The sequence below is a fragment of the Amycolatopsis sp. cg9 genome, from assembly GCF_041346945.1.
Lineage (GTDB): Bacteria > Actinomycetota > Actinomycetes > Mycobacteriales > Pseudonocardiaceae > Amycolatopsis.
On the sequence record NZ_CP166850.1, the window covers coordinates 9,954,365 to 9,981,161 of the forward strand.

Sequence of the window (26,797 nt, forward strand, 5' to 3'; positions counted from 1 at the left end):
CGGTCGTGCGGGAAGTGCTAGTGCTGGCCGAACTGGCCCGGGTCGATCTTGCGGGTCTGCTCGGCCTCGTCCTGGTTTTCGGGACGCAGCATCTGGGTGCGCTCGGCCTGCTCGTCGAAGGCGGACGCGCCGCCGGCGTCCGGGCGCAGCATCTGCGTGCGCTCGGGCTGGTCGTCGAACGGGGACCCGCCCGGCGGCGGGGCGAGCGGCTGGCCCGGCTGCGGGAACCCGCCGGAAGGCGGCTGCGGCTGGCCGAACCCGCCCGGCGCGGGCTGCTGCGCTTCGAACCCGCCGGACGCGGGCTGCTGCGGGAAGCCACCGGACTGCGGCGGCTGCCCGAACCCACCCGGCTGCGGCTGCCCGAACCCACCCGGCTGCGGCTGACCGAAGCCACCCGGGGCGGCCGGCGGCTGGCCGAACCCGCCGGGCGCGGACGGCGGCTGCTCGAACCCACCGGAGGGCGGCTGCTGCGGGAACCCGCCGGGCGCCGGCTGGCCGAACTGGCCGGGCGGCGGGTAACCACCCGCGAACTGCTGCGCGCCCGGCTGCCCGAAGGGTGCGGGAGCGGCGTCGTCGGCCTGGACGACGACGGTGCCGACGATCTTGTCGGCCAGCGTCTGGGACTTGTCGTCCCACAGCGGCCACAGCCAGCCGAGGTAGCAGATGACGTTGTCGACGAAGTGGGCGAGGTCGCGCAGGAACGCCATGCCCGCGCCGACCGGCTGCCCGTTGTCCTCGCGGACCAGCTTGATCTTGGCCATCCGCTTGCCCATGGACTGGCCGGTGTTGCCCTGCTGGATCCACCGGTTGTAGATGGTCCAGGCGAGCCAGCCGAGCCACGCGAGCACGGCCAGGATGGTGATCAGCGACGCGACCTGCCCGGCGACGAGGAACAGCAGGCCGAAGATCAGGTAGAGCACGACGATGGGGCCGATGTCGACGAGCCAGCCGAGGGCACGCTGTCCCCAGGTCGCGTAGTTCCGCGGGGCGCCGAAGGGGGTACCCGGCTGGCCGAACGGCGCGGGCTGCCCGTACGGCGCCGGCTGGCCGTACGGCGCCGGCCCCGGCTGTCCGAACGGCTGCTGGCCCCCGGGCTGCTGCCCGAAGGACTGCTGGCCGTAGGGATCGGTCATTGGGTCTTCCCCTCGCTGGTCACTTCCCCGACGCGCGGAAACGGATCCGCCCTCATCGGTCCGGTCCGCGGGAGCGTACTCGCTCCGGTCACGGCCGCGCCTCCCAGGCGTCGGCTGTCCGGGTGACCCGCGCACCGGTCCGACGCGGCGAACGGATCACCGGTTCCGGGTCGCCCGGGATTCAGACGCGCAACGCGGTGAACGGCGCGAACGGGAGGTTGCGGATGACGAACCAGACGACGAACACGACGGAAAACACCAGCGGTGTCCAGCGCCAGTGCAACCAGCTGTCCAGCGCGCGACCGCGCAGGCGCCCGAGGGTCCACGCGGCCGTGCTCCAGACGAACAGGAGCACGACCACGAACGACACGGCGTTGTAGTGCAGGGCGGCCGGGATGTCCCCGTGCATCAGGCTGTACGCCATCCGCATGCCGCCGCAGCCCGGGCAGTCGATCCCGAACAGCGCCTTGGTCGGGCAGACGGGCAGGAACCCGCCCGGGGTGGTCGGATCGCCGACCCAGACGACCGCGCAGCACACGCCGAGCCCGGCCACGAGGGCCAGCGGCGGCGCGAGCGCCCGCAGCTTGGCCTTCGTGCCCCGAGCCGGGATTCCCGTGTAGACGGTCGTCGCGGTCACGGCGTGAACCGGTCCGCGTTGGCTCCGACGACCACGATCATCACCACGATGAACGCGACGTAGAGCACCAGGAGGATCCCGGTCGTGATCGCCGACCACATCGCCCACTTGCGGGCGTCGTCGGCCGCCTTCTGCGCCTCGGCGTGCATGCCTTGGAACCACAGCGAACTGACCTGGCTGGACTTCACGATCGAGACGATGCCCAGCGGCAGGCAGCAGAGCACCGTGCTCAGGATCGCCCAGACCATGTTGTTGTCCGGCGGTGGCCCGTAGTTCGGCGGCGGATAGCCGTAGCCGTAGCCGGGCGGCGGCCCGCCCGGGGGCAGGTACGGCGGCGGGTACTGGTCGGTCACCGGGATCCTCCTGCTGTTCGGCTACGTCAGTATGACGTCGTGCCCGTGCCGAACGTGAAGACGCCCGCGATCATCAGGATGATCCACAGCACCAGCCACGCGACACCGACGACCGCCGAGATGATCGCCCACTTCTTGGCGGAGTCGGCGGCTTCCTGCGCGGCGGCGGTCTGGCCCTGCGCCCAGAGCCCGTTCACCTTCGCGGCCTGCACGATCGACACGACGCCGAACGGGAGGCAGCAGAGGATGGTGGTGAGGATGGCCCACACCAGGTTGTTGCTCGGGGGCGGGCCCGGCTGGTACCCGCCCGGCTGGCCGCCGGGGTAGTTCGGCTGCCCGCCGGGCTGGTCGCCGGGGTAGTTGGGCATGCCCTGGCTGTCGGTCATTTTCGGTCGGTCCCCTTCGTCGTGCTCCACGGACGACCACCGGTTCCGCCGCCGCCCCGATCGGCCGCGGTGTGGTCGAGGTGCGAACTGTAGGGGTACTGATCCGCCCGCGCGCGGGGATTGCTCCCGTCGCGACCGAAATGAGACCAGGAATTCAGAAGCCGAGACGCCGCAGCTGACGGGGGTCGCGCTGCCAGTCCTTGGCCACCTTGACGTGCAGATCGAGGTAGACCTTGGAGCCGAGGAGCCGCTCGATGTGCTTGCGCGCGGTGGCGCCGACCTCGCGCAGGCGCTCCCCCTTGTGCCCGAGGATGATGCCCTTCTGGCTGGGCCGCTCCACGTACAGGAACGCGTGCACGTCGATGAGGTCGTCGCGGCCTTCGCGGGGCAGCATCTCCTCGACGGTGACGGCGATCGAGTGCGGCAGCTCGTCGCGGACGCCTTCCAGCGCCGCCTCGCGGATCAGCTCGGCGACCAGGGTCTGCTCGGGCTCGTCGGTGAGCTCGCCGCCCGGGTAGAGCTGCGGGCCTTCGGGCAGCCGCTCGACGAGCAGCTTCGCCAGCGTGTCGACCTGGAAGCCGTCCACTGCGGACACCGGGACCAGCTCGGCGAAGTCCATCACTTGCTGCAGGGCAAGCAACTGTTCGGCGACCTGCTGGGGCTGGACGAGGTCGGTCTTGGTGACGATGCCGATCACCGGCGTTCGCTTGGCGATCTTCGTCAGCTCCGCGGCGATGAACTTGTCGCCGGGGCCGATCTTCTCGTTCGCCGGCACGCAGAACCCGACGACGTCCACTTCGGACCACGTCGTGTGCACGATGTCGTTGAGCCGCTCGCCGAGCAGGGTGCGGGGGCGGTGCAGGCCGGGCGTGTCGATGAGGACGAGCTGGGCGTCCTCGCGGTGGACGATGCCGCGGATGGCGTGCCGGGTGGTCTGGGGCTTGCTGGAGGTGATCGCGACCTTCGTGCCGACGAGGGCGTTGGTCAGCGTCGACTTCCCCGCGTTGGGGCGGCCGACGAAGCAGGCGAAGCCGGAGCGGTGTTCCGTCATCGCTCGAGCACCTCGAGCACCGTGCCGTCCGGGGCGGCCAGGATGATCGGCGCGTACTTCGCGATGTCGCGGACCGCGTGCACGGACGCGCCCTTGAGCAGGCCTTCTTCGCTGACGACGGCGGCGGCCTCGATGCCCTCGGCGCCGCTGGACAGGGCGGCGGCGACCGCGGCCTGGAGCGCGGTGAGCTTGAACGACGGCTGGTCGACCGTGCCGGCGGCGTAGGTGCGGCCGTCGGTGTCGCGGACCGCGGCGCCCTCGGGGGCCTGGATGCGGGCGCGCGAGGACCGGGCCAGCACGACCAGCTTCTGGTCATCCGCCTCGAGGTCAGGCATGTTCGACGCTCCTGTCGCGTTCGTCGGGGTGGGGTACGCGGGTGCGGCGGCGGGTGGTCCGGTCGGCCGGGTCCGTCATCGCGTCGGCGTCGGCCGGGTGCACCACGACGGAGGTGATCCGCATGCGGCCGCGCCGGTCCTTGCCCCCTTCGGCGAACAGCCGAAGGCCGGCGACCTCGGCTTCGGCCCCCGGCAGCGGGACCCTACCCAGTCGTTCCGCGAGCAGCCCGCCCACGGTCTCGACGTCGTGGTCTTCGAGGTCGATGCCGAACAGTTCGCCCAGGTCGTCGACGCCCATCCGGGACGACACGCGGACGGCGCCGCCGTCGAGCTCCTCGACCTCGGGGCGCTCGTCGGCGTCGGACTCGTCGGTGATCTCGCCGACGATCTCTTCGAGGACGTCTTCGATGGTGAGCAGGCCGGCCGTGCCGCCGTACTCGTCGACCGCGATCGCCATGTGGTTGTGCGAGCGCTGCATTTCCTTCAGCAGCTCGTCGAGGCGCTTCGAGTCGGGGACGAAGGACGCTTCGTTCATCAGCGTGCTGACGATGGTGCTCGCGCCGTCCGGGTCCATGTACGCGGCCATCAGGTCCTTGATGTTGACGACGCCGACGATGTCGTCGACCGATTCGTCGATCACCGGCAGGCGGGTGAAGCCGGTGCGCAGCGCCAGCGCCAGTGCCTGCCGGACGGTCTTGGTGCGCTCGATCCAGACGATCTCGGTGCGCGGCACCATGACTTCGCGGGCGACGGTGTCGCCGAGCTCGAACACCGAGTGGATCATCTCGCGCTCGGAGTCCTCGACGACGCCGCGTTCCTGGGCGAGGTCGACGAGTTCGCGCAGCTCGACTTCCGAGGTGAACGGGCCTTCGCGGAAGCCCTGGCCGGGGGTGATGGCGTTACCGATGAGGATCAGCAGCCGGGACAGCGGGCCGAGGACGGAGCCGAGGACGCGGACGGGCCCGGCGACGTAGCGGCCGATGCGGTAGGGGTGCTGGCGGCCGAGGGTGCGGGGGCCGACGCCGATGAGGACGTAGCTGACCACGACCATGACGACCCCGGTGACCAGCACGGCGAGGCCGAGCGGCTGGAGCCGGGTGCCGACGAAGACGGTGACCAGCACGGTGGCGGTGAGCTCGCAGCCGAGGCGCAGCAGGAGCAGCAGGTTGATGTGCCGGCGCCGTTCGGCGACGACCGCGGCGAGGTGGCGGGCGCCGGGCAGGCCCATCCGGGCGAGGCCGTCGGCCCGGGCCTGGGACACGGTGCTGACGGCGGCGTCGGCCGCCGCGAACACGCCCGCGAGCAACACGAGCGCGATCGCGAAGAGGAGCTGGACCATGGCTGACGCCTAGGGCGTTTCTCCCGGCGGCGCGGGGCTCGGCTCGGCCGCGTCGAGTCCGGCGATGCCGAGGACGCGGTCGTCGGTGTTGCGCTGGGCATCCTGCTTGTCCAGCGCGGCGACGGCGTCCTGGTACTCGCCGAGGATGCGCTTCTGGAGCGCGAACATCTCGCGTTCCTCGGCGGGCTCGGCGTGGTCGTACCCGAGGAGGTGGAGGCAGCCGTGCACGGTGAGCAGGTGCAGCTCGTCGATCAGGGCGTGGCCCGCGGTCTTGGCCTGGTCCTTGGCGAACGCCGGGCAGAGCACGATGTCCCCGAGCAGCGCCGGTGACGCGTCGGGCGCGTCGGGGCGGCGGGAGGAGTCGAGCTCGTCCATCGGGAAGGCCATGACGTCGGTGGGCCCCGGCAGGTCCATCCAGCGTTCGTGGAGGTCTTCCATGACGTCGAGGGTGACGAGGAGGATGGACAGCTCGGCGAGCGGGCTGACCTCCATCTTGTCGAGGGCGTAGCGGGCGGCGGAGACGATGGACGTCTCGTCGACGTTGACGCCGGACTCGTTGGCGATCTCGATGCTCAACGCCGGTTGCCCTTCCAGCCGTTGCCCTGCTGTCCCTGCGCGTCCTGCACGGCCTGCCACTTCTCGTAGGCGTCGACGATGTCGCCGACGAGCTTGTGCCGGACGACGTCCTGGCTGGTCAGCTCGGCGAAGTGCAGGTCCTCGACGCCGGTGAGGATGTCGCGGACGACGCGGAGGCCGCTGCGCTGCCCGCTGGGCAGGTCGACCTGCGTGATGTCGCCGGTGACGACGATCTTGGAGCCGAAGCCGAGCCGGGTGAGGAACATCTTCATCTGCTCGGGCGTGGTGTTCTGCGCCTCGTCGAGGATGATGAAGGCGTCGTTGAGGGTGCGGCCGCGCATGTAGGCGAGCGGCGCGATCTCGATGGTGCCGGCCTGCATGAGCCGCGGGATGGACTCGGGCTCGACCATGTCGTGCAGCGCGTCGTAGAGCGGCCGCAGGTAGGGGTCGATCTTCTCGTTGAGGGTGCCCGGCAGGTACCCGAGCCGCTCACCGGCCTCGACGGCGGGGCGGGTCAGCACGATCCGCGTGACCTGCTTGGCCTGCAGCGCCTGGACGGCCTTGGCCATCGCCAGGTAGGTCTTGCCGGTACCGGCGGGTCCGATGCCGAAGACGACGGTGTGCTTGTCGATGGCGTCGACGTACCGCTTCTGGTTCAGCGTCTTCGGCCGGATGGTCTTCCCGCGCCGCGAAACGATGTTGAGGCTGAGCACCTCGACCGGCGACGCGTCCCCGGTCGAGAGCATCCCGATGGTGCGCCGCACGGTGTCGGGCCCCACCTGCTGCCCCCCACCGGCGAGCTGCACCAGCTCAGCAAACACGCGCTCCGCGAACGCCACGTCAGCCGGCGAGCCGGTCAAGGTGACTTCGTTGCCCCGAACGTGCACATCAGCGGCAAGCAGCTCCTCGGCGACCCGCAGGTTCTCATCGCGGGACCCGAGCAAGCTCAGAGCGGCAGCATCAGGAATGGGAAACCGCGACTGCGCAGCCTGAACAGCGCCATCCTCGGTCTTGGCGACGTCCCCGGGGACGTCGGGTCGGGCGGCACCACCCGGTACGGTTCCGGCCACGTGGCCTCAGGCCTGCTTTCTCGGTGAGTGACGACTGGACCCCACCGATGCTACTGGCACCCCCCGACAAGACGCAGGCCGGTTTACGCACCGGCCCCGAACAACCCGAGCGGCTCCCCACCGAGAACATGGGCATGCACGTGAAAGACGGTCTGCCCAGCATCACCATCAGTGTTGAAGACCACCCGATACCCGCTCTCGAGCACACCCTCAAGCTCCGCAACGCGACGCGCCGTCAACGCAACGTCAGCAAGCAACTGCGGCTCGGCAGCAGCGAGCTCCCCAAGGTTCCGATACCGCTTCTTGGGCACAACGAGCACATGAACCCGAGCCTGCGGCCGAATATCCCGAAAAGCAAAGGTCGTCTCATCCTGATAGACGACATCAGCAGGGATCTCACCAGCAATGATCCGCTCGAAGAGCGTCTCAGCAGCGTCACTCATGCAAGCACCCTACCCAGCCGCCCCGCCCCACACACCCGCACCGAGCGGCACTCGCGGGGGTCCGGGGCATGCCCCGGCTGGGGGTCTGGGGGTCTGACCCCCAGAAGACACAACGAACGCAACGCGGCAACTGACGAAGCGAAGCGGAGGAAGATGCCGCGGCGCGGTAGACCCTGGGGGTCGATCTACCGCTGCCGCGGCTGCCGCCGGACCGAGGGGGGAGGTGCCCGGCGGGGTCCGTGTTCTTCCCAGTGGCGCGCCGAAACGGTGGGTGGCGCGTTAGTAAACGAGAGTAACGGGTCGGAGTGTGATCGCGCCATAACTGGGCGCAAATTACCCGGTTTTTTCGGGGTTGATCTTTTCAGCGCCAGCGGGTGGTCAGGGCCCCTAGTGCACCGAGGGCGACCGCGGCGGCGGTGGAGGTGCGCAGGACCGTCGTGCCGAGGCGCACGGCCTGGGCGCCGGCTTCGCGCAGGGTGGTGAGCTCGTCGTCGGTGATGCCGCCTTCGGGGCCGACGACGAGGAGGAGGTCGCCGGTGTCCGGGAGGGTGAGGTCGGGGAGGCGGTCGGGGACGTCGGATTCGAGCACGATCGCGAGGGAGGTGGTGGCGATGAGGCCGGCGAGTTCGCGAGTGGTGACCGGTTCGGTGACGTCGGGGATGTGGGCGCGGCGGGCTTGCTTGGCGGCGGATCGGGCGGTGGCGCGCCAGCGGGCGAGGGCTTTGCCGCCGCGGCCGCCGTCGTCCCACTTGGCGACGCTGCGGGCGGCGCGCCAGGGCACGATCGCGTCGATGCCGGCTTCGGTGGCGAGTTCGACGGCGAGTTCGCCGCGGTCGCCCTTGGCGAGGGCTTGGGCGAGCACGACGCGCAGGGCCGGGGGTTCCTCGGTCCAGCGCGCCTCGACGGTCAGGGTCAGTGCGGCGTCCCGGCCCGGCTGGACGGCTTCGACGACGCAGCGGGCCATGGCGCCGGCGCCGTCGGACAGCACCAGCCGCTCCCCCGCGCGCAGCCGGCGGACGGTGGCCGCGTGCCGGGCTTCCTCGCCGTCGAGGACCGCGGTGCCGCTGGTGGGCACCGCGGCCGCGAGGAAGACCGGCAGGGTGGTGTCGGGCACGGTCAGCGGTGGTTCTTGGCGCGCAGCTTGGCGAACAGGCCGCCGTGCTTGCCGTTCGACGACAGCGTCGGGGCTTCCTCGCCGCGCTGCTGGGCCAGCTCGACCAGCAGCTCGCGCTGGGCGTCGTCGAGCTTGGTCGGCACCTGGACGTCGATGTGGACGTGCAGGTCGCCGCGGCCGTCGACGCGGCCGGAGGAGCGCAGCCGGGGCATGCCCTTGCCGGTGAGGACGAGCTCGGCGTTGGGCTGGGTGCCGGGTTCGATGTCGAGTTCGTAGTCGCCGTCGACGAGGGTCGCGATGGGCACGGTGGCGCCGAGCGCGGCGGTCGTCATCGGGATGCGGAAGTTGCAGTGCAGGTCGTGGCCCTGGCGGACGAAGACCTCGTGCGGGGTCTCGTCGATCTCGACGTAGAGGTCGCCGGCCGGGCCGCCGCCGGGGCCGACCTCGCCCTGGCCGGAGAGGCGGATGCGCATGCCGTCGCCGACGCCCGGCGGGATCTTGGCGGTGACGTTGCGGCGGGCGCGGATGCGGCCGTCGCCGCCGCACTGGCGGCAGGGGTCGGTGATGACCTCGCCGAAGCCGCGGCAGACCGGGCAGGGGCGGGCGGTGACGACCTGGCCGAGGAAGGACCGCTGGACGGACTGGACCTCGCCGGCGCCGCCGCAGGTGTCGCAGGTCTTGACCGAGGTGCCCTCGGAGGTGCCGGCGCCGCGGCAGAGGTCGCAGACGATCGCCGTGTCGACGGCGATTTCCTTGTCGACGCCGGTGGCGCACTCCTCGAGGCTGAGGCCGAGCCGGATGAGGGCGTCGGAGCCGGGCTGGACGCGGCTGCGCGGGCCCCGGCCGCGGCCGCCACCGCCGCCGCCCGCCGCGCCGAAGAAGGCGTCCATGATGTCGCCGAGGCCGCCGAAGCCGGCGAACGGGTCGCCGCCGCCCCCGCCGCGCGCGCCGCCGTCCATGGGGTCGCCGCCGAGGTCGACGATCTTGCGCTTCTGCGGGTCCGACAGCACTTCGTAGGCCGTGGTGACCTCGCCGAACTTGTGCTGGGCGTCTTCCGACGGGTTGACGTCGGGGTGCAGCTCCCTGGCCAGCTTCCGGTACGCGCGCTTGATCTCCTGATCGCTCGCGTTCTTCGCCACCCCGAGGATGCCGTAGTAGTCCCTCGCCACCGTCTTCGCTTCTCCTTCTGCTCTGCGCGGCTCAGCGGCCGTGCAGGATCTGCCCCACGTAGTTGGCGACCGCGCGCACCGCGGCGATCGTGCCGGGGTAGTCCATCCGGGTCGGGCCGACCACCCCCATGCCGCCGAGCACCATGTCCTGGCCGTAGCCGATCGACACGACCGAGGTGCTGCGCATCTGCTCGTCTTCATTTTCCTCACCGATGCGCACCGTGATCGCACCGGGGTTGCGCGCGGCGGCCAGCAGCTTGAGCACGACGACCTGTTCCTCGAGGGCTTCGAGGACCTGGCGCAGTGAGCCGGGGAAGTCGGCGACGTTGCGGGTGAGGTTGGCGGTACCGCCGAGGACCAGGCGTTCTTCCGGGTGTTCGGCCAGCGACTCGACCAGGACCGTGGTGACGCGGATGAGCGCGTCGCGCAGTTCGCCGGGCGACTTGTCGGGCAGCTCGGCGACCCGCGCCGCGGCGTCGTTGAGCCGCCGTCCGGTCATGGCGGTGTTGAGGACGGTCCGGAGCCGGCTGACGTCTTCTTCGGTGACGACGTCGCCGAGGTCGACCGTGCGCTGGTCGACGCGCCCGTTGTCGGCGATCAGCACCAGCATCAGGCGCGCCGGGGTGAGCGGCACGACTTCGAGGTGCCGCACCTTGGCGTTGGTCAGCATCGGGTACTGGACGACGGCGACCTGCCGGGTCAGCTGCGCGAGCAGCCGGACGGAACGCTTGAGGACGTCGTCGAGGTCGGTGCCGCTGTCGAGGAAGGTGGTGATCGCCCGGCGCTCGGCGGCGCTCAGCGGCTTGATTTCGGAGAGCCGGTCGACGAAGAGCCGGTACCCCTTGTCGGTGGGCACGCGCCCGGCGCTGGTGTGCGGCTGGGTGATGTAGCCCTCTTCTTCGAGGGTGGCCATGTCGTTGCGCACGGTGGCGCTCGACACGCCCAGGTTGTGCCGCTCGACGATCGCCTTCGACCCGACCGGCTCCTGGTTGGAGACGTAGTCCGCGACGATCGCGCGCAGCACGTCGAAGCGGCGCTCCTCCGCGTTGGCCACCGGTTCCTCACCTACCTCGCTCGCTGCCGACCCCGAGTTTACGGAAGCCTGAGCCGGTCGTGCTCAACCCCGGTCGTCGCCGCGGGGTGGTGGAGGCAGGGTCGCGCACGGACGGTGGTCTCGCCGGGTGAGGAGCGGCCGCCGCCGGGCCCGCCGCGGCCGCGCCGATCGTGCTCGACCTGGGCGAGGCCGAGGCGTCGCGAATGACTCATTCGGGACCCGCCTGGTCCCGAATGAGTCATTCGCGACCCTGGCGCACTCGACACCGACGCCCGACCCCGGCGGCCCAGCCGGGTAAAGGGAACCCAAATCAATTCCCATGCGCGGTTCTCGAAAGGGATTTCCGGCTTGATGGGGGAACCGAAAAGCGGTTTGCTGCCTCTGATCCGCATGCCCTTCCCCGACTTCCGAGGTCGCCGTGAACCGAATTGAACCGGCTTCGGCCGGAATGCCCGAAATCGCCCGGCGCGCGGCCGAAGCGAAAGCCCGGCTCCAGCACGTCTCGGCGACCGCTTCGAGTGCCGACGGGGCCGTCACGGTCACCGTCAACACCAGCGGTGCGCTGCAGGAACTCAGCTTCGGCCCGCGGGCCGACGAGCTGCCGCGGACCCGGCTCGCCCAGGCCGTCCTCGCGGCCGCCAAACGCGCGCAGGTCGATGCCGCGCAGCAGCTGACCGCGATCATGGCGCCGGTGATCGGCCCGGACAGCGACGCGATGCATTTCCTCCAGGAGCAGATCCCCGCGCCCGAATTGCCCGAAGAAGCAGAAAAAGCACCGCGTTGGGAATTCGCGGCCGAGACACCTCCGCCACCGCCGGTGCGCCCGGCCCGGCCACCTCGGCGGGATGACGACGAGGACTTCGGCGGCCCGATCCTGCGCCGGGGGCTCTGATGGCGATGAAGGTCGACTTCGACGTCCTCGGCGGGCACGAGGACGAGATCCGTGAGATCGCCGACAAGGTGCAGCAGGCCCTCGACGCCGCCGGCAGCGCGCAGGCGCTCGACTTCGACGCCTTCGGGCTCGTCGGGCAGGTCTTCGCGGCGCCGATCCAGATCTGGACGAGCCAGGCCGAGGACTTCCTCCGGGCGGCCGTCGACGCCGGGCACGAGGTCGCCGACCGGGTGAAGACCGCCCACGGTGCCTTCACCGAGCACGAACAGACGACGAAGGGCCTGATCGAAGGCATCGGCAAGGAGCTGCCGGCATGACCGAGACGCAGGAGAACCCCCTGGTCGCGACCAGCGAGCCGAGCACCGGCTTCTGGAGCGGGATGGGCGATTCGTCGAAGGGCGAGCTCGACAACGTCAACGCCCAGACCGGCGGCGCGGGCATCTTCAGCGACGCCGCGTCGACGCTCACCGACGCCCGCAACGGCGACTGGGGCAACCTCGCGATGGACGTCGGCACCGACGCCCTCGACCTGCTCGGCGCGGCGATGGACCCGCTCGGCACGCTGGCGAGTGCCGGCGTCGGCTGGCTGATCGAGCACATCAGCTTCCTCAAGGACGGCCTCGACAAGCTCGCCGGCAAGCCCGAGGCCGTCACCGCCAAGGCCGTGACCTGGACGAACATCGCGAAGCAGCTCACCGAGACGGCCGAGCAGTACGAGCAGCAGGCCAAGAAGGTCCAGCAGTCGTACAGCGACTGCGGGTCCGCCGAGGCGTACCAGAAGACGGCGGAGAGCTACGTCGGCGTGCTGCGCGGAGCGGCTTCGCACGCCGACAGCGCGTCGACGGCGATGAACGTCGGCGCCGCGCTGGTCGGCACCGAGCGCGGGCTGATCCGCGACATGATCTCGTCGTTCGTGGGCGAGCTGATCGTCAAGGCGCTGGCCGCGCTGGCGGCGTCGTGGTGCACCTTCGGCGGCACGATCGCGGCGTTCATCGCCGACACGGTCGTCGAAGGCGGGGTCCTCGCCGAGAAGATCAGCACGCGGATCGCGAAGATCGTCGAGAAGCTCGAAGGCCTGGCCAAAGGCGCCGGCAAGTCGAAGGCGGCGCTCGAAGGCGCGGCGAACGCCCTGAAGAAGGTCGGCAAGGGCGTCGACAAGATCGTGGACAAGAGCGTCGACACGGCGGCGAACATCGAGCGGCGGGCCAACGAGCTGAAGCAGGCGGGCAAGGAGGCGAAGTCCGCCGAGGAGACGGCCAAGGGGTGGAGCGACGCCGCCAAGGAGCACGTCCCCGGCCGCGAGAAGGTCGAAGGGCTCGGCGACAAGCTGTCCGACGACGGCCGCAGCTTCCTCAGTCAGAAGGAGTGGCGCGAAGGCGGCGGCAAGGTCCCCGGCTTCAACGTCGCGGACGGCGTCGGCGTGGGTGCCGAAGCCCGCCGCCAGGAAAACGAGCAGATCGACCGCTACCACGAAGGCCAAGAGGCCTACGAAAAGGAACACCCGGAGGGTGAAGGCGAGTGACCACGGCCGGGCAGGCGGAGGTGGAGCTGGCCAACCGGCAGGGCCGGCTCCACCCCGCGCAGCGGGGGAAGGTGCTCGACGGCTCGTTCTGGGTGGCCGCGGTCGTCGCGGTCGCGGCGCTCGTCGTCGCGGTGGTCGTGCCGGTCTCGACGATCGACACCCGGTTCGGCGCCCGGCTCACCGGCGCCACCGTGGCCGCGGCCCTCGGCACGGCGCTCCCCCTCCTCGCGCTGGCCGCTTGGCTGGCGTTCGTCTGCGGCCGCCGGCTGGCCGACGTGCGGGACGGGCGGCTGGTCGCGATCACCGGCTGGACCCACGACTTCGGCAGGCAGCGGCCCGACCGCGAGTACCCGATCGTGCTCTCCACCCGGCTCAGCAAGGGCATGAACGAGCACCACTACCTCACGGCGGGCGGCAAGGAGTTCCAGCTCTACCGGACGAGTGGCCTGCGGATCCAGCCGGACCGGAACAACACCGTCCTGCTCACCCCGCGGGCCCGGCTGCTGATCACCGTCCTGCCGGCGTGACCCGGGGCTCGATCTCGAGGTCGCCGCGGGTGACCGCGCGGATGTGCCCGCTGCCGAGCAGGTCGTGCGGGTAGCCGAGGTCGAGCGCGCTCACCTCGTCGAGGCGGGCCAGCTGGTCCGGCGTGAACTCGACGTCGAGCGCACCCAGGTTGCCTTCGAGCTGGGCGAGCGTGCGGGCGCCGACGACGGGCGCGGTCACGCCCGGGTTCCGCAGGGTCCAGGCCAGCGCGACCTGCGCGGGCGTGTGCCCCGCCTCGGCCGCGACCTCGGACACGACGTCGGCGATGGCGAGCGTTCGGTCGGTGACCATGCCCAGGCCGACGTTGAAGCTCCGGCGGGTGCTCTCCTCGGCGGCGGCGGCGCGGTACTTGCCCGACAGCACGCCGCCGCCCAGGGGCGAATACGGCGTCACCCCGAGCCCCAGCTCCCGCGCCATCGGGATCAGGTCGCGTTCGGCGTCCCGCCGGATCAGGCTGTACTCGACCTGCAGCGCGATCAGCGGCGTCCAGCCCCGCAGGTCGGCGATCGCCTGCATCCGCGAAACCTCCCAGGCCGGGACGTTGGACATGCCCACGTACCGGACCTTGCCCTGGCGGACCAGGTCGTCGAGGCCGCGCAGGATCTCCTCGACCGGCGTGGTGAAGTCCCAGACGTGCAGGAGCAGCAGGTCGAGGTAGTCGGTGCCCAGCTGCCGCAGGCTCGCCTCCACCGACCCGAACAGGCTCTTGCGGTGCGGGCCGCCGGAATTCGGGTCGCCGGGACGGCGCAGCGTCGTGTACTTGGTCGCCAGCACCAGGCTTTCGCGGTGGTCGCGGGCGAATTCGCCGAGCAGCCGCTCGGAGCTGCCGTCGGTGTACGTCGGTGCCGTGTCGACGAAGTTGCCGCCGCGCTCGACGTAGGTGTCGAACAGCTTGCGTGCCTCGGCCGCCTCCGCGCCCCAGCCCCACTCGGTGCCGAAGGTCGCCGTGCCCAGTGCCAGCGGCGAGACCCGCAGCCCGGACCGGCCCAGCAGCCGGTAGGTGTCGAGGGTGAGCGCCATCGTGTCCTCCTGTGTCCGTGATCCGTGCGCCCAGCCTCGGCCGGCGGCGCTCGGCGGGTAAGGGAAGGACCTTCCTGGGAACAGCGCTCCCACCCTGCCGGTTGGACCCGGCATGAGCACCGCCACCGTGGAGCTGGCCGCGTTCCTGCGAACCCGGCGAGAACGCCTGGACCCGCGTGACTTCGACCTGCCCGTGCGCCGGTCGCGGCGGACGCCCGGACTGCGCCGCGAAGAGGTCGCCGAGCTGGCCGGGGTCAGCGTCGACTACGTCGTGCGGCTGGAGCAGGCACGCGGACTGCGGCCGTCGGCGGCCGTGGTGGAAGCGCTGTCCGGGGCGTTGCGCCTGACCGCCGCCGAGCGCGCCTACTTCTTCGACCTCGCCGGGCAGCGCCCCCGCGCCACCGGGGAACCCGCCACCACCGCGGTGCCGTCGCTCGCGCGGCTGGTCGAGGACCTGGCGCCGCTGCCCGCCATGCTGATGAACCACCGCTTCGACATCCTCGCCTGGAACGACGGGATGGCGCGGCTGCTGCTGGACTTCGGCGCCCTGCCGCCGTCTCGGCGCAACGCGATGTGGCTGTGCCTGCTGCACCCGGAGATCCGCGAGTACTACGTCGACCGCGAACGTGTCGTGCGCGAGGGGATCGCCCACCTGCGCACCGCGTGGGCCACGCACCCCGAGGACGAGGTGCTGACCGGCCTGATCGCCGAATGCACCGAAGGCAACGAGGAGTTCGCGCGGTTGTGGGCCGAGCGGGACGTGAAGGTCAACGGCCGCGGGAGCAAGGTGCTGCGCCACCCCGGTGCCGGGGTGATCGCCGTGGACTTCGAGGTCCTGATGCCGCTGCAGGACACGGACCAGCGGCTGATGATCTGCCGTCCCGCCGACGCCGAGAGCCGCTCGGCCCTCGGCGCTTGACTCAGGAGTTGCGCGGGAAGCCCAGGTTGACCCCGGCGTGCGAGCGGTCCGGCCACCGCGACGTCACGACCTTCGTCCGGGTGAAGAAGTGGAAGCCTTCCGGCCCGTACGCGTGGCTGTCGCCGAACAGCGAGTCCTTCCAGCCGCCGAAGGAGTAGTAGCCGACCGGGACCGGGATCGGCACGTTGACGCCGACCATGCCGACCTCGACCTCGTTCTGGAACTTCCGCGCGGCCGCGCCGTCACCGGTGAAGACGGCCGTGCCGTTGCCGTACGGGTTCGCGTTGATCAGCTCCAGCGCGTCGTCGTAGGACGCCGCGCGCGCCACCGAAAGCACCGGGCCGAAGATCTCGTCGGTGTAGATCGACATCTCCGGGCGGACGTGGTCGAACAGCGTCGGGCCGAGCCAGAAGCCGTCGCCGGGCACCTCGATGCCCCGCCCGTCCACGACCAGCGCCGCGCCCGACTCGACGCCGGCGTCCACATAGGACGCCACGCGCTCGTGGTGCGCCTTGGTGACCAGCGGGCCCATTTCGGACTCGGGGTCGCGGCCGTCGCCGACGCGCAGCCGCGCCATCCGCTCGGCGATCTTCGCGACCAGTTCGTCGCCGACCGGGTCGACGGCGACGACCACCGACACCGCCATGCAGCGCTCCCCCGCCGAGCCGAACCCGGCGGACACCGCGGCGTCGGCGGCCAGGTCGAGGTCGGCGTCCGGCAGCACGACCATGTGGTTCTTCGCCCCGCCGAGCGCCTGCACGCGCTTGCCGTGCCGGGTGCCGGTTTCGTAGACGTAGCGCGCGATCGGCGTGGACCCGACGAAGGAGATCGCCTTGACGTCGGCGTGCTCCAGCAGGCCGTCGACCGCGGCCTTGTCGCCGTGCAGCACGTTGAGCGCACCCGCGGGCAGCCCGGCCTCGGCGAACAGCTCGGCGATGAACACCGCCGCCGACGGGTCCTTCTCGCTCGGCTTGAGCACGACGGTGTTGCCGCAGGCCAGCGCGTTGGGCACGAACCACAGCGGCACCATGGCCGGGAAGTTGAACGGCGAGATCACGCCGACGACGCCGAGCGGCTGGGCGATCGAGTAGACGTCGACGCCGGTGGAGGCGTTCTCGCTGAAGCCGCCCTTCAGCAGCTGCGCGGCGCCGCACGCGTACTCGACGTTCTCGATCGCGCGGGCGATCTCCCCCGCCGCGTCCGATTCGACCTTGCCGTGCTCGCTCGTGATGATCTTCGCCAGCTCGTGCTTGCGGGCCGAGAGCAGCTCGCGGAAGGCGAACAGCACGCGCGTCCGCCCCGCCAGCGAAGTCCCGCGCCAGCCCGGCAGCGCCGCCTTGGCCGCGGCGACGGCGGCTTCGACCTCGGCGCCGCCCGCGAAGTCGACCTGCGCGCGGACCTGACCGGTGGCCGGGTCGAACACGTCGCCGCTGCGCGCGGGGGTCCCGGTGAACGGCTTGCCGTCGATCCAGTGGCTGATGCGGTCGCTCACGGCGGTGCGCTCCTTCGCTCGGGGGACGTCCACCCGAGTCTCCGGGCGGGCGCCACGCCAGGCCATCGGCAACGTGTACGCCAGTTGCCTCCCGGCCGTACAGTCTGTCCCTGCCGATCATCCGAGGAGCCATGTACCCGACCGTCGCCGAGGCGCTCGCGCTGCCGGTGCTGCGCCAGGGCCGCCCGCACGTCGTCGCCGGCGCGGCCGGACTGGACGCGCCGGTGCGCTGGGCGCACGTCGCCGAGGTCGCCGACATCGCGCACCTGCTGCGCGGCGGCGAGCTGGTGCTGACCACCGGGGTCGCGCTTCCCGACGACGGCCCGGCGCTGGCCCGCTACGTCGCCGACCTGGCCGGGGTCGGCGCCGCCGGCGTCGTGATCGAGCTGGTCCGGCACTGGAGCGACAAGCTGCCCGCCGCGCTGGTCGAGGCGGCCGAGGAGCACGGCCTGCCGCTGGTCACGCTCTCGCGCGAGACGCGGTTCGTGAGCGTCACCGAGGCGGTCAACGGCCAGATCGTCGACGCCCAGGTCGCCGAGCTGCGCGCCGCCGAGCGGGTGCACGAGACGTTCACCGCGCTGACCGTCGCGGGCGCCGAACCCGGCGTCGTGCTGGGTGAGGTCGCCCGGCTCACCGAGCAGCCGGTGGTGCTGGAGACGCTCTCGCACGAAGTGCTCGCCTACGACGCGGCCGGCACGGACCCGGCCGAGCTGCTCGCCGGCTGGCCGGCGCGCTCGCGGGTGGTCCAGGTCGGCGAGCGGACCGGCTACCACCCCGGTTCGGGCTGGCTGGTCACCGTGGTCGGCGCGCGCGGGCACGACTGGGGCCGGCTGGTCCTCGTCTGCGCCGACCAGCCGCCGCACCGCCACCGGGTGGTCGCCGAGCGGGCGGCGTCCGCGCTGGCCGTGCACCGGCTGGTCGCCAAGGACTCCGACGGTCTCGAACGGCAGGCCCACCGCGCGGTGCTGGCCGAGCTGCTCGCCTCGCCGGCGCCGTCGTCGGAGCTGCTGGCGCGGGCCTCGGCGCTCGCCGTGCCGCTGGCCGGGCGGCAGCTGGTCGGGCTGGCGGTCCGGCCGCGGCTGACCGGCACCCGGCCCGCGCTGTCCACGCCGCCGGTGCTGCGCGAGCTGGCCGAGGCGACGGTGCTGGCGGCCCGCCGCGCGAAGGTGTCGGCGCTGGTGGCGACCGACGACCTCGGGGTGCGGGCACTGCTCGCGCTGTCGCGGGAGGCCAACGCCGACGCCGTGCTGCACCGGCTAGCCACCGACGTCCACGAGGCCAGGGGCAGCGCGCCCGGCGTGCTGGCGGTCGGGACCACGGTGTCGTCCCCCGCCGAAGCGCGCCGGACGCTGCAGGAGGCGGCGCACGTCGCGGCGGCCGCGCTGGGTTCGGGCGACGAGCGCGTCCTGCACCGCTTGTCCGACGTCCGCCTGCGCGGCCTGCTGCACCTGCTGGCGGGCGACGAGCGGGTGACGGCGTTCGCGCACCGGGAGCTGGGCCCGCTGCTGCAGCGCGACGCCGCTTCGGGCAGCCGGCTGGTCCAGGCGCTGCGGCACTACTGCGAGCAGGGCGGCAACAAGTCGGCGGCGGCCGCGGCCGCGCACACCTCCCGGACGGCGTACTACCAGCAGCTCGCCCGGATCGAGCAGGTCCTCGGCGTCCGGCTGGAGGACCCGGAGTCGATGCTCTCGCTCTACGTCGCGTTGCTGGCGTCGGACCTCACCCGGCCGAGCGAAGAAGACTCACCCGGACGTGGAGCACAGTGATCGGCCCGGGGCTGCCGATGACACCGATATGGCCCTACTCCCCTTCGCTGCCTGCTTGATGAGCTTGAGCTGCCTCGCGCCCGCGCAGCCGCCGGCGTCGACGCTGCAGCTGACCACCCACGACACCGCCAACCGGATCGGCTCGGTCGTGCTCACCTGCGAGCCGACCGGCGGCACGCACCCCAAGCGCGGCAAGGCGTGCGCGGTGCTCTCCGGCGTGGACGGCGACTTCTCGAAGATCACCGCCCGGCACCAGGCCTGCACGCTGATCTACGCCCCGGTGGACGTCACGGTGGTCGGCACCTGGCGCGGCAAGCCGGTGTCGTTCCGCGCGACGTACCCGAACCGCTGCGCCGCCGACCGCGACTCGGACGACGTCTTCGCCTTCTGACCCCGGACGCGCGGAAGCCGCCGGACCGCCCCCACGACGGCCCGGTGGCTTCCGCGCATGTGGTTAACCACGCCTGACCGGCCGGTCCGGTTCAGCCGCAGCGCCCGAGAGGTACGTCACGTGCCGAGGCGCGGGCGAGGTTCCAGGCGGGCCAGCCGTCCGCGGTGTCGCCGGCCAGCACCTGCCGCAGCACGCAGGTGCGCAGCGGCTCCGGCAGCCGCGCCTCGACCACCGGCACGACGTCGGCGGAGAACCCGGCCAGGTACCGGTGGTCCAGCGGCTTCCCGGCGGCGGCGCGGTCGAGGTTGGCGTCGGCGATGAGCCGTTCGGGGTCGAGCACGGCGAGCCCGAGCAGCGCGACGGCGGCCGTCCCGATCGCGGCGCGCGGCAGCCACCCCGGGCGCAGCCGGATCAGGGAGCCGAGCACCAGGACGAACACGGCGCCGAACCACAGTTCGCAGACCTCGACCAGCAGCCGCAGCACGGTGAAGCCGTACGCCTCCTGGTAGGTCCCCATCCGGCTGAGCGCCGAGCCGACGAGCACGAGGCTCAACGCGCTCAGCGCACCGAGCAGGACGCGCTGGCGGAGCCGGTCGGCCTTCGTCGTGTTCGGGGCCCAGCGCAGGGCGGCGGAGACGATGGCGAGCGTGAGCACGGTGACGGCGCAGAGCTGCCAGAAGCCGCTGCGGGCGTACTCCGCCGACGTCAGGCCGCTGGTGCGCAGGACGTACTCGGTGCCGCCGAAGAGCACGACCAGCCGGACGGCGACGAAAACGCTGAACAGCACGATGAGGACGACGAGCGGGACCGTCCATTCCAGACCGTATTTGGTTCGCTTAGGACTTTCGCTGCCTGCCTTTTCCGCGGGCGCGGCGAGGAAGTAGCAGGCCCCGGCGACGAGCAGCGCGACGACGAAGAAGACCACGCACCACCGCACGAGCACCGCGGGACTGAGATCGGGGATCACGGCGGTGACGACGGCGGCGAAGGCGGCATCGGCACTGGCGAGCAGCGGCACGAAGACGGCGACGAGCGCGGCGGACCCGAGCACGGCGAGCGCGATCCGCCGGGCGACGCCGTCCCTCCGTGCAGCGAAGCGCCCGAGGCCGCGCCCGGCCCACGGAATGGCGCGGAGGGCTTCGAGGGGCACCGCGACCATGTCGTAGAGGACACTGTGGACGGTCCGCGGCCCGACGACGGCCAGCGACCCGGCCACGACGGCGGTGGGCACGCAGAGGGCGAACAGCCAGCCCGAGGCGCGGAAGGTCCCGACGCTCAGGAGGGCGAGGGCCAGGAGGGCCCAGCTCGCATCGGCCCAGCTGAAGCGACCCCGGTTGGCGACGGTCACGGCGATGGCGACAGCGAGGGCGGCGAGCAGCCACCCGATGCCGGGCCGGTCCACGGGAAGGACGAGGGCCCCGGCGACACCGGCGATGCCGGCGGCGGGGAGGACAGCCGGGGGCAGGGGGACGGTTGCGGACTTCGGTGGCGGGAGCTGGTGGAGGAGGACGGGCGGTGCGGCGACGGCTACGCCACCGCCGGTCGCACCCGCGGCGCCCGCCACGCCCGCCCCTCTGCCGGTCGCACCCGCAACACCCGCCACGCCGGCACCGCCCGCCACGCCCGCCCGCCGCACACCACCAGCCGCACCCATCACTCCTTCGGTCGCATCCGCACCGCCCGCCACACCCGCCCGCCGCACACCACCAGCCGCACCCACCCCGCCGCCATCCGCACCCGCACCACCCGCCACGCCCGGCCGCCGCACACCACCAGCCGCACCCGCCCCTCCGCCGTCCGCGGTCGTCTGCCGCTTTCCCCGCGGCACCCCTTTCCCTTCCCCAGACGTCCCCGCCCCACCCACGCTGCTCTTCGGCATCCCACCCACTCCTCACGTTCACATTCGCAAATTTCCACGCCCGGCCGCCGCCCCAAGGTCTTGAATGAGTCATTCAGGACACCGCGGAGGTCAGCCGGTCGGCAAAGTCACCCTGATCCGGGAGCCCGGCGAAGAATCGACCACCCCGATCGTCCCGCCGTGCAGCTCCACCGCCCACCGGGCGATCGCCAGCCCCAGCCCCGTCCCGCCACCGGACGGCCGCTCGCCCCGGGTGAACCGCTCGAACACCCGCACCCGATCGGCGGGAGCGATCCCCGGTCCCTCGTCGCACACGTCGATGCGCACCTCGCCCGGCCGGACCTCGGCCAGCACCCGCACCGACCCTCCCGCGGGGCCGTGGCGGACCGCGTTCTCCAGCAGGTTCGCCACCACCTGGAACAGCCGCCCGCGGTCCGCGGTCACCAGCACGTCCGGCGCCGACACCGAGAAACTCACCCCGCGCACCAACGCCGCCTCGGAAACCGCTTCCGACAACAAAGAGGAGAGCGAAAACGAAGTCTTGTGCAGCGGGATCGCCCCCGCGTCCAGCCGCGACAGGTCGAGGAGCTCGTCCACCAGCGTCGCCAGCCGCTCGGTCTGCTGCAACGCCGTCTTCAACGTGGCGGGGTCGGGGTCTTCGACGCCGTCGACCAGGTTCTCCAGCACGCCGTTCAACGCCGTGATCGGCGTCCGCAGCTCGTGGGACACGTTCGCGATCAGCTCACGCCGCTGCCGGTCCGCGTCGCCGAGATCCCCCGCCATCTGGTTGAACGCCGAGGCCAGCGAGCCCACCTCGTCACGCGTGGTCGCGCGGATCCGCCGCGTGTAGTCGCCCTTCGCCATCGCGCGCGCCGCCGCCGTCATCTCCCGCAGCGGGCGCGTCATCCCGTGGGCCAGCAGCTGCGACAGCACCAGCGCCAGCACCATCGCGGTGATCGTCGTCTTGGGCGGCAGCCAGCCGATCTGCCAGTTGAAGAACGCGAACGCGACCCCGCCGGACGCGACCATCAGGATCGCCAGCTTCAGCTTGATCGACCGGATCCGGTCGAGCGGCCGTGGTACGAAGTTCACGATCCCGCCTCCAACGCGTACCCGACGCCGTGCACGGTCCGGATGAGATCCGCACCGAGCTTCCGCCGCAGCGCCTTGATGTGGCTGTCCACCGCGCGCGTGCCGGCGGACGTGCCGTGGACGTCCCAGTCCCACACCTCCGACAGCAGCCGTTCCCGCGGCTGCACCACCCGCGGCCGCCGGGCGAAGTGCACCAGCAGGTCGAACTCGATCGGCGTCAGCTGCGCCGCCACCCCCGCACGCGCGACCCGCCGCTGGTCGACGTCGATCTCGAGGTCGCCGAGCACGATCCGCGTGCCCGCGACCGACGCCGAACGGTCGACCCGCCGCAGCAGCGCGTGCACCCGCGCGGTCAGCACCCGCATCGAGAACGGCTTCGTGAGGTAGTCGTCCGCGCCGACCCCCAGCCCGACCAGCAGGTCCGTCTCGTCGGCGCGCGCGGTCAGCATGAGCACCGGCACCGGCCGCCGTCCCTGGATCCGGCGGCAGACCTCCAGGCCGTCGAACCCCGGCAGCATGACGTCCAGCACCACGAGGTCGGGCTCCAGCGCGGCGTCCGCCTCGACCGCGGCCGGCCCGTCGTGGGCGACGTCCACGGTGAACCCCTCGGCCCGCAGCCGGGCCGCGATCGACGCGGCGATCGTGCCGTCGTCCTCGACGACGAGCACCCGCCGCATTCCCGGTTCCATGGCCACGACCTTAAGCACCCCCGGTGGAGACGGTTCGCGTGAACTGTGGAGATCCTGTGGAGACGTTTCAGCCGCTTTGCCGGTTCGTGACGACCAGATGTGTGACGCAGGTCATGCACTCGGGAGCCCGTTCGCGCAATCGACAGACTGCACTCCAGGCCGTGGAAGAGTGAACACTCTGCCGTTGCCCCGGCGATGACCAGGCGCGCAGGATGCCGCAATGGCGCCGACACCCGCAGACCAGCGCGTGCACGACGACGGCCGGGTCGAGCTCGACCCCGCCGGCGTCGGGTCTCTCGAAGGCAGCCGGTTCTTCAACGAGGAGCTGGCCCCCGTCCCCGTCGAAAAACGGACCTGGACCACCTACAACTACTTCGCGCTCTGGATGGGGATGGCGCACAACATCCCCAGCTACGCCTTGGCCGCGTCGCTCATCGCCCTGGGCATGAACTGGGTGCAGGCGCTGATCACGATCACCATCGGCAACCTGATCGTCCTCGTGCCGATGCTGCTCAACAGCCACGCCGGCACGAAGTACGGCATCCCGTTCCCGGTGTTCGCCCGCGCGTTCTACGGCCTGCGCGGCGCCAACCTGGCCGCGCTGCTGCGCGCGTTCATCGCGTGCGGCTGGTTCGGCATCCAGACGTGGGTCGGCGGCGAGGCCATCTACGTCATCCTCGGGCGCCTGCTCGGCTCGTGGTGGCGGGACGCGCCGGTGATCGCCGGCCAGCACTGGACGCTGTGGCTGTCCTTCGTGGTCTTCTGGATCGGCCAGATGCTGATCATCTGGCGCGGCATGGAGGCGGTCCGCCGGTTCGAGAACTGGACGGCGCCGCTCGTGTCGGTCGGCTTCCTGATCATGCTGGGCTACGTGCTGGTCAAGGCGGGCGGCCTCGGCCCGATCCTGTCCGACGGCGGCAAGCTCGGCTGGGGCCCGGACTTCTGGAAGGTGTTCGCGCCGTCGCTGATGGCGATGATCGCGTTCTGGTCGACGCTGTCGCTGAACATGCCGGACTTCACCCGTTTCGGCGGCAGCCAGCGCAAGCAGGTCCGCGGGCAGATCCTCGGCCTGCCCACCACGATGACGTTCATCGCGATCGTGGCCATCCTGACCACGTCGGGCGGGCACGTGCTCTACGGCGAGGACATCTGGGACCCGGCCCAGCTGGCGGACAAGTTCACCAGCCCGGTCGTGGTCGTCGTCGCGCTGGTCGCGCTGGTGCTCGCCACCATCTCGGCGAACCTCGCGGCCAACGTCGTCAGCCCGTCCTACGACTTCTCGAACGCGTTCCCGAAGAAGATCACGTTCGCGGTCGGCGGCGGCATCACCGGCGTCATCGGCATCCTGATCCAGCCGTGGCGGCTCTACTCCGACCCGAACATCTACATCTTCGCCTGGCTCGGCTTCTACGGCGGCCTGCTCGGCGCGGTGGCGGGGGTGCTCGTCGCGGGCTACTGGGTGATCGCCCGCACCAAGCTCAAGCTGAAGGACCTCTACACACCCGATGGGGTGTATTGGTTCAGCGGCGGCTGGAACTGGCGCGCGCTGGTCGCCACGCTGGTGGGGGCCGTCCTCGCGGTGGGCGGCGCGTACGGCGGGCCGTTCCCCGACGCCGGTCTCATCCCGTTCCTCAAGCCGCTTTACGACTACAACTGGGTGGTCGGCTTCGTCGGCGCGTTCGTCGTCTTCGCCGCCCTGTCCACGTCCACAACCAAGGAGGAAGCAAGTGAGCGTCGTCCGAGCCGGTTTGATCCAGCAGCGGTGGACGGGTGACAAGGAGTCCATGATCAAGGCGGCGGTCGACCACATCGCCACCGCCGCCTCGCAGGGCGCCCAGGTCGTCTGCCTCCAGGAACTGTTCTACGGGCCGTACTTCTGCCAGGTGCAGGACACCGACTACTACTCCTACACCGAGGGCATCCCGGACGGCCCGACGACCAAGCTCATGCAGGAGGTGGCCGAGCGCCACGGCGTCGTGCTGGTCGTGCCGATGTACGAGGTCGAGCAGCCCGGCGTGTACTACAACACCGCCGCGGTGATCGACGCCGACGGCACGTACCTCGGCAAGCACCGCAAGAACCACATCCCGCAGGTCAAGGGCTTCTGGGAGAAGTTCTACTTCCGGCCCGGCAACCTGGGTTACCCGGTGTTCGACACCGCCGTGGGCCGCATCGGCGTCTACATCTGCTACGAGCGGCACTTCCCCGAAGGCTGGCGCGCGCTGGGCCTGGCCGGGGCGAAGATCGTGTTCAACCCGTCGGCGACCAGCCGCGGCCTGTCGCAGTACCTGTGGCGGCTCGAGCAGCCGGCGGCCGCGGTGGCGAACGAGTACTTCGTCGGCGCGATCAACCGCGTCGGCAAGGAACCGCTGGGCGACAACGACTTCTACGGCCAGACCTACTTCGCCGACCCGCGCGGCCAGCTGATCGGCGACGCCGCGTCGGACACCGAGGACGAGGTCGTTGTGCGCGACCTCGACATGGCGCAGCTCGACGAGGTCCGGGACCTGTGGGCGTTCTACCGCGACCGCCGCCCGGACACCTACGGCCCCCTCACGGAGGCCTGATGACCACGCTCATCAAGGGTGGCCAGGTCGTTTCGCCCTCCGGCGCGCTGACCGCGGACGTCCTCGTCGACGGCGAGACCATCGCCGCCGTCGGGGCGCCCGGGACGCTGGCCGGCGACGAGACGATCGACGCCACCGGCAAGTACGTGCTGCCCGGCGGGATCGACGCGCACACGCACATGGAGATGCCGTTCGGCGGCACGCACTCGGTCGACACGTTCGCGACCGGCACCACCGCGGCCGCGTGGGGCGGCACGACGACGATCATCGACTTCGCCGTGCAGGCCAAGGGCACGTCGCTGCTGTCCACACTGGACAAGTGGCACGCGAAGGCCGACGGCAACTGCGCGATCGACTACGGCTTTCACATGATCGTCAGCGACGTCAACGACCAGTCGCTGAAGGAGATGGAAGCCTGCGTCGACGGCGGGGTCGGCAGCTTCAAGATGTTCATGGCCTACCCGGGGGTGTTCTACTCCACGGACGGCGAAATCCTGCTGGCCATGCAGAAGGCGCGTGAGATCGGCGCCACGATCATGATGCACGCGGAAAACGGCATCGCGATCGACCAGCTGGCGGCGCAGGCCTTCGAGGCCGGCCACATCGACCCGGTGCAGCACGGCTTGACGCGCCCGCCGGAGCTGGAGGGCGAGGCGACGTCGCGGGCGATCCAGCTCGCGAAGGTCACCGGCTCGCCGTTGTACATCGTGCACCTGTCGGCGTCGCAAGCGCTCGCGGCGGTCGCGGAAGCGCGCAACGAGGGCCAGAACGTCTTCGCCGAGACGTGCCCGCAGTACCTCTACCTGTCCATCGAGGACCTGGCCAAGCCGGACTTCGAGGGCGCGAAGTACGTCGCGTCGCCGCCTCTGCGGGAGAAGTCGCACCAGGCCGACCTGTGGCGCGGGCTGCGGACCAACGACCTGTCCGTGGTGTCGACCGACCACTGCCCGTTCTGCTTCAAGGACCAGAAGGAGCTGGGCCGCGGGGACTTCCGGGCCATCCCGAACGGCATGCCCGGCGTCGAGCACCGGATGGACCTGCTGCACCAGGGCGTCGTCGCCGGTGAGCTGACGCTCGGGCGCTGGGTCGAGACGTGCTCGGCGACGCCGGCGCGGATGTTCGGGCTGTACCCGCGCAAGGGCGTCATAGCGGCGGGTTCGGACGCGGACATCGTGATCTACGACCCCGCCGCCACGCAGACGTTGTCCGCGGAGACGCACCACATGAACGTGGACTACTCGGCGTACGAAGGGTTCGAGCTCACCGGACGCGTGCACACCGTGCTGTCCCGCGGGCGCGTCGTCGTGTCGCCGGAGGGGTTCACGGGGTCGACGTCGCACGGCAAGTTCCTGTCCCGCTCGCTGAATCAATATCTGAACTGAG

The 26,797-nt window shown here is 71.4% G+C and carries 29 protein-coding genes; 10 read left to right on the top strand and 19 right to left on the bottom strand.

Translation table 11 applies throughout. The annotated features are described in order from the left end of the window. Window positions 1-17: 17 nt before the first annotated feature. From AB5J73_RS45810 to hrcA, 13 genes are all read right to left on the bottom strand, one after another. Window positions 18-1,133 carry an RDD family protein gene (locus AB5J73_RS45810; RefSeq protein WP_370966054.1) on the bottom strand — a complete coding sequence of 372 codons (1,116 nt, stop codon included), beginning with the start codon at window positions 1,131-1,133 and terminating at the stop codon, window positions 18-20. A gap of 181 nt (window positions 1,134-1,314) precedes the next feature. Continuing rightward, the gene (locus AB5J73_RS45815; protein ID WP_370966056.1) at window positions 1,315-1,770 is read right to left on the bottom strand and encodes a DUF2752 domain-containing protein; all 456 of its coding nucleotides are present in this window, start codon (window positions 1,768-1,770) and stop codon (window positions 1,315-1,317) included. Beyond that, a complete protein-coding gene (locus AB5J73_RS45820) occupies window positions 1,767-2,123 on the bottom strand; it encodes a CD225/dispanin family protein (protein WP_370966059.1) in 357 nt (118 codons plus the stop codon). Before AB5J73_RS45820 ends, AB5J73_RS45815 begins: the two co-directional genes overlap by 4 nt. A gap of 26 nt (window positions 2,124-2,149) precedes the next feature. Next, a complete protein-coding gene (locus AB5J73_RS45825) occupies window positions 2,150-2,509 on the bottom strand; it encodes a CD225/dispanin family protein (protein WP_086858935.1) in 360 nt (119 codons plus the stop codon). A gap of 154 nt (window positions 2,510-2,663) precedes the next feature. Then, complete coding sequence (era, locus tag AB5J73_RS45830) at window positions 2,664-3,560, bottom strand: GTPase Era (protein WP_370966062.1); 897 nt, start codon at window positions 3,558-3,560, stop codon at window positions 2,664-2,666. After that, complete coding sequence (locus tag AB5J73_RS45835) at window positions 3,557-3,895, bottom strand: cytidine deaminase (protein ID WP_360769690.1); 339 nt, start codon at window positions 3,893-3,895, stop codon at window positions 3,557-3,559. Before AB5J73_RS45835 ends, era begins: the two co-directional genes overlap by 4 nt. Beyond that, entirely contained in the window at window positions 3,888-5,234 is a 1,347-nt protein-coding gene (locus AB5J73_RS45840) for a hemolysin family protein (protein ID WP_370966064.1), read from the bottom strand. The genes AB5J73_RS45835 and AB5J73_RS45840 overlap by 8 nt, the downstream gene beginning before the upstream one ends. A gap of 9 nt (window positions 5,235-5,243) precedes the next feature. After that, window positions 5,244-5,810 (bottom strand): rRNA maturation RNase YbeY, encoded by a 567-nt coding sequence (ybeY, locus tag AB5J73_RS45845; protein ID WP_370966066.1) that lies wholly within the window; start codon window positions 5,808-5,810, stop codon window positions 5,244-5,246. Continuing rightward, the gene (locus AB5J73_RS45850) at window positions 5,807-6,880 is read right to left on the bottom strand and encodes a PhoH family protein (RefSeq protein ID WP_290060595.1); all 1,074 of its coding nucleotides are present in this window, start codon (window positions 6,878-6,880) and stop codon (window positions 5,807-5,809) included. Before AB5J73_RS45850 ends, ybeY begins: the two co-directional genes overlap by 4 nt. An 83-nt stretch (window positions 6,881-6,963) precedes the next feature. Further along, window positions 6,964-7,323 carry a histidine triad nucleotide-binding protein gene (locus tag AB5J73_RS45855; protein WP_370966068.1) on the bottom strand — a complete coding sequence of 120 codons (360 nt, stop codon included), beginning with the start codon at window positions 7,321-7,323 and terminating at the stop codon, window positions 6,964-6,966. A 361-nt stretch (window positions 7,324-7,684) separates the two neighbouring features. Further along, entirely contained in the window at window positions 7,685-8,437 is a 753-nt protein-coding gene (locus tag AB5J73_RS45860; protein ID WP_370966071.1) for a 16S rRNA (uracil(1498)-N(3))-methyltransferase, read from the bottom strand. Between the two features lie 2 nt (window positions 8,438-8,439). Next, window positions 8,440-9,606 (bottom strand): molecular chaperone DnaJ, encoded by a 1,167-nt coding sequence (dnaJ, locus tag AB5J73_RS45865; RefSeq protein WP_160703538.1) that lies wholly within the window; start codon window positions 9,604-9,606, stop codon window positions 8,440-8,442. Between the two features lie 31 nt (window positions 9,607-9,637). After that, window positions 9,638-10,660, bottom strand: a complete 1,023-nt coding sequence (hrcA, locus tag AB5J73_RS45870) for a heat-inducible transcriptional repressor HrcA (RefSeq protein ID WP_370966074.1) — start codon at window positions 10,658-10,660, stop codon at window positions 9,638-9,640. A gap of 448 nt (window positions 10,661-11,108) precedes the next feature. On the opposite strand from hrcA, the gene AB5J73_RS45875 reads away from it, so the two are divergent. From AB5J73_RS45875 to AB5J73_RS45890, 4 genes are read left to right on the top strand one after another with little or no spacing between them, the layout of a single operon-like run. Beyond that, window positions 11,109-11,552, top strand: coding sequence for a YbaB/EbfC family nucleoid-associated protein (locus AB5J73_RS45875; protein WP_370966078.1), 444 nt, complete (start codon window positions 11,109-11,111; stop codon window positions 11,550-11,552). Beyond that, window positions 11,552-11,869, top strand: a complete 318-nt coding sequence (locus AB5J73_RS45880; protein ID WP_370966081.1) for a type VII secretion target — start codon at window positions 11,552-11,554, stop codon at window positions 11,867-11,869. Before AB5J73_RS45875 ends, AB5J73_RS45880 begins: the two co-directional genes overlap by 1 nt. Continuing rightward, window positions 11,866-13,074, top strand: a complete 1,209-nt coding sequence (locus AB5J73_RS45885; protein WP_370966084.1) for a hypothetical protein — start codon at window positions 11,866-11,868, stop codon at window positions 13,072-13,074. The genes AB5J73_RS45880 and AB5J73_RS45885 overlap by 4 nt, the downstream gene beginning before the upstream one ends. Then, window positions 13,071-13,601 carry a hypothetical protein gene (locus AB5J73_RS45890; RefSeq protein ID WP_370966087.1) on the top strand — a complete coding sequence of 177 codons (531 nt, stop codon included), beginning with the start codon at window positions 13,071-13,073 and terminating at the stop codon, window positions 13,599-13,601. The genes AB5J73_RS45885 and AB5J73_RS45890 overlap by 4 nt, the downstream gene beginning before the upstream one ends. Here the strand turns inward: AB5J73_RS45890 and AB5J73_RS45895 are convergent. Further along, window positions 13,582-14,640: an aldo/keto reductase gene (locus AB5J73_RS45895; RefSeq protein WP_370966090.1), complete on the bottom strand. Its 1,059-nt coding sequence runs from the start codon at window positions 14,638-14,640 to the stop codon at window positions 13,582-13,584. The genes AB5J73_RS45890 and AB5J73_RS45895 overlap by 20 nt on opposite strands. 112 nt (window positions 14,641-14,752) lie before the next feature. Here AB5J73_RS45895 and AB5J73_RS45900 point away from each other — a divergent pair, with 112 nt between their 5' ends. After that, the gene (locus tag AB5J73_RS45900; RefSeq protein ID WP_370966092.1) at window positions 14,753-15,559 is read left to right on the top strand and encodes a helix-turn-helix transcriptional regulator; all 807 of its coding nucleotides are present in this window, start codon (window positions 14,753-14,755) and stop codon (window positions 15,557-15,559) included. Window position 15,560: 1 nt separating this feature from the next. On the opposite strand, the gene AB5J73_RS45905 is transcribed toward AB5J73_RS45900, so the two are convergent. Further along, window positions 15,561-17,051: a CoA-acylating methylmalonate-semialdehyde dehydrogenase gene (locus tag AB5J73_RS45905; RefSeq protein ID WP_370966094.1), complete on the bottom strand. Its 1,491-nt coding sequence runs from the start codon at window positions 17,049-17,051 to the stop codon at window positions 15,561-15,563. 131 nt (window positions 17,052-17,182) lie between these two features. Between AB5J73_RS45905 and AB5J73_RS45910 the strand changes: the two genes are divergently transcribed. Both AB5J73_RS45910 and AB5J73_RS45915 read left to right on the top strand, forming a co-directional pair. Continuing rightward, window positions 17,183-18,817 (top strand): PucR family transcriptional regulator, encoded by a 1,635-nt coding sequence (locus AB5J73_RS45910; RefSeq protein WP_370966096.1) that lies wholly within the window; start codon window positions 17,183-17,185, stop codon window positions 18,815-18,817. 58 nt (window positions 18,818-18,875) lie between these two features. Further along, window positions 18,876-19,208, top strand: coding sequence for an SSI family serine proteinase inhibitor (locus AB5J73_RS45915; RefSeq protein ID WP_370966099.1), 333 nt, complete (start codon window positions 18,876-18,878; stop codon window positions 19,206-19,208). Between the two features lie 91 nt (window positions 19,209-19,299). Here AB5J73_RS45915 and AB5J73_RS45920 read toward each other — a convergent pair whose 3' ends face one another. The 4 genes from AB5J73_RS45920 to AB5J73_RS45935 form a co-directional block, all read right to left on the bottom strand. Next, a complete protein-coding gene (locus tag AB5J73_RS45920) occupies window positions 19,300-20,610 on the bottom strand; it encodes a DUF4153 domain-containing protein (protein ID WP_370966102.1) in 1,311 nt (436 codons plus the stop codon). A 251-nt stretch (window positions 20,611-20,861) separates the two neighbouring features. Continuing rightward, window positions 20,862-20,990: a hypothetical protein gene (locus AB5J73_RS45925; RefSeq protein ID WP_370966104.1), complete on the bottom strand. Its 129-nt coding sequence runs from the start codon at window positions 20,988-20,990 to the stop codon at window positions 20,862-20,864. A gap of 187 nt (window positions 20,991-21,177) precedes the next feature. Beyond that, a complete protein-coding gene (locus tag AB5J73_RS45930; protein WP_370966106.1) occupies window positions 21,178-22,158 on the bottom strand; it encodes an ATP-binding protein in 981 nt (326 codons plus the stop codon). After that, window positions 22,155-22,847 (bottom strand): response regulator transcription factor, encoded by a 693-nt coding sequence (locus AB5J73_RS45935; RefSeq protein WP_370966109.1) that lies wholly within the window; start codon window positions 22,845-22,847, stop codon window positions 22,155-22,157. Before AB5J73_RS45935 ends, AB5J73_RS45930 begins: the two co-directional genes overlap by 4 nt. A gap of 220 nt (window positions 22,848-23,067) precedes the next feature. Between AB5J73_RS45935 and AB5J73_RS45940 the strand changes: the two genes are divergently transcribed. The 3 genes from AB5J73_RS45940 to hydA are packed head-to-tail and all read left to right on the top strand — an operon-like array spanning window position 23,068 to window position 26,796. Beyond that, window positions 23,068-24,621 (top strand): NCS1 family nucleobase:cation symporter-1, encoded by a 1,554-nt coding sequence (locus tag AB5J73_RS45940; RefSeq protein ID WP_370966112.1) that lies wholly within the window; start codon window positions 23,068-23,070, stop codon window positions 24,619-24,621. 10 nt (window positions 24,622-24,631) lie between these two features. Further along, entirely contained in the window at window positions 24,632-25,414 is a 783-nt protein-coding gene (locus AB5J73_RS45945; protein WP_249027179.1) for a nitrilase-related carbon-nitrogen hydrolase, read from the top strand. Beyond that, on the top strand, window positions 25,414-26,796 hold the full coding sequence (hydA, locus tag AB5J73_RS45950) for a dihydropyrimidinase (protein ID WP_370966115.1): 1,383 nt from the start codon (window positions 25,414-25,416) through the stop codon (window positions 26,794-26,796). Before AB5J73_RS45945 ends, hydA begins: the two co-directional genes overlap by 1 nt. The last annotated feature ends 1 nt before the right edge of the window (window position 26,797 follow it).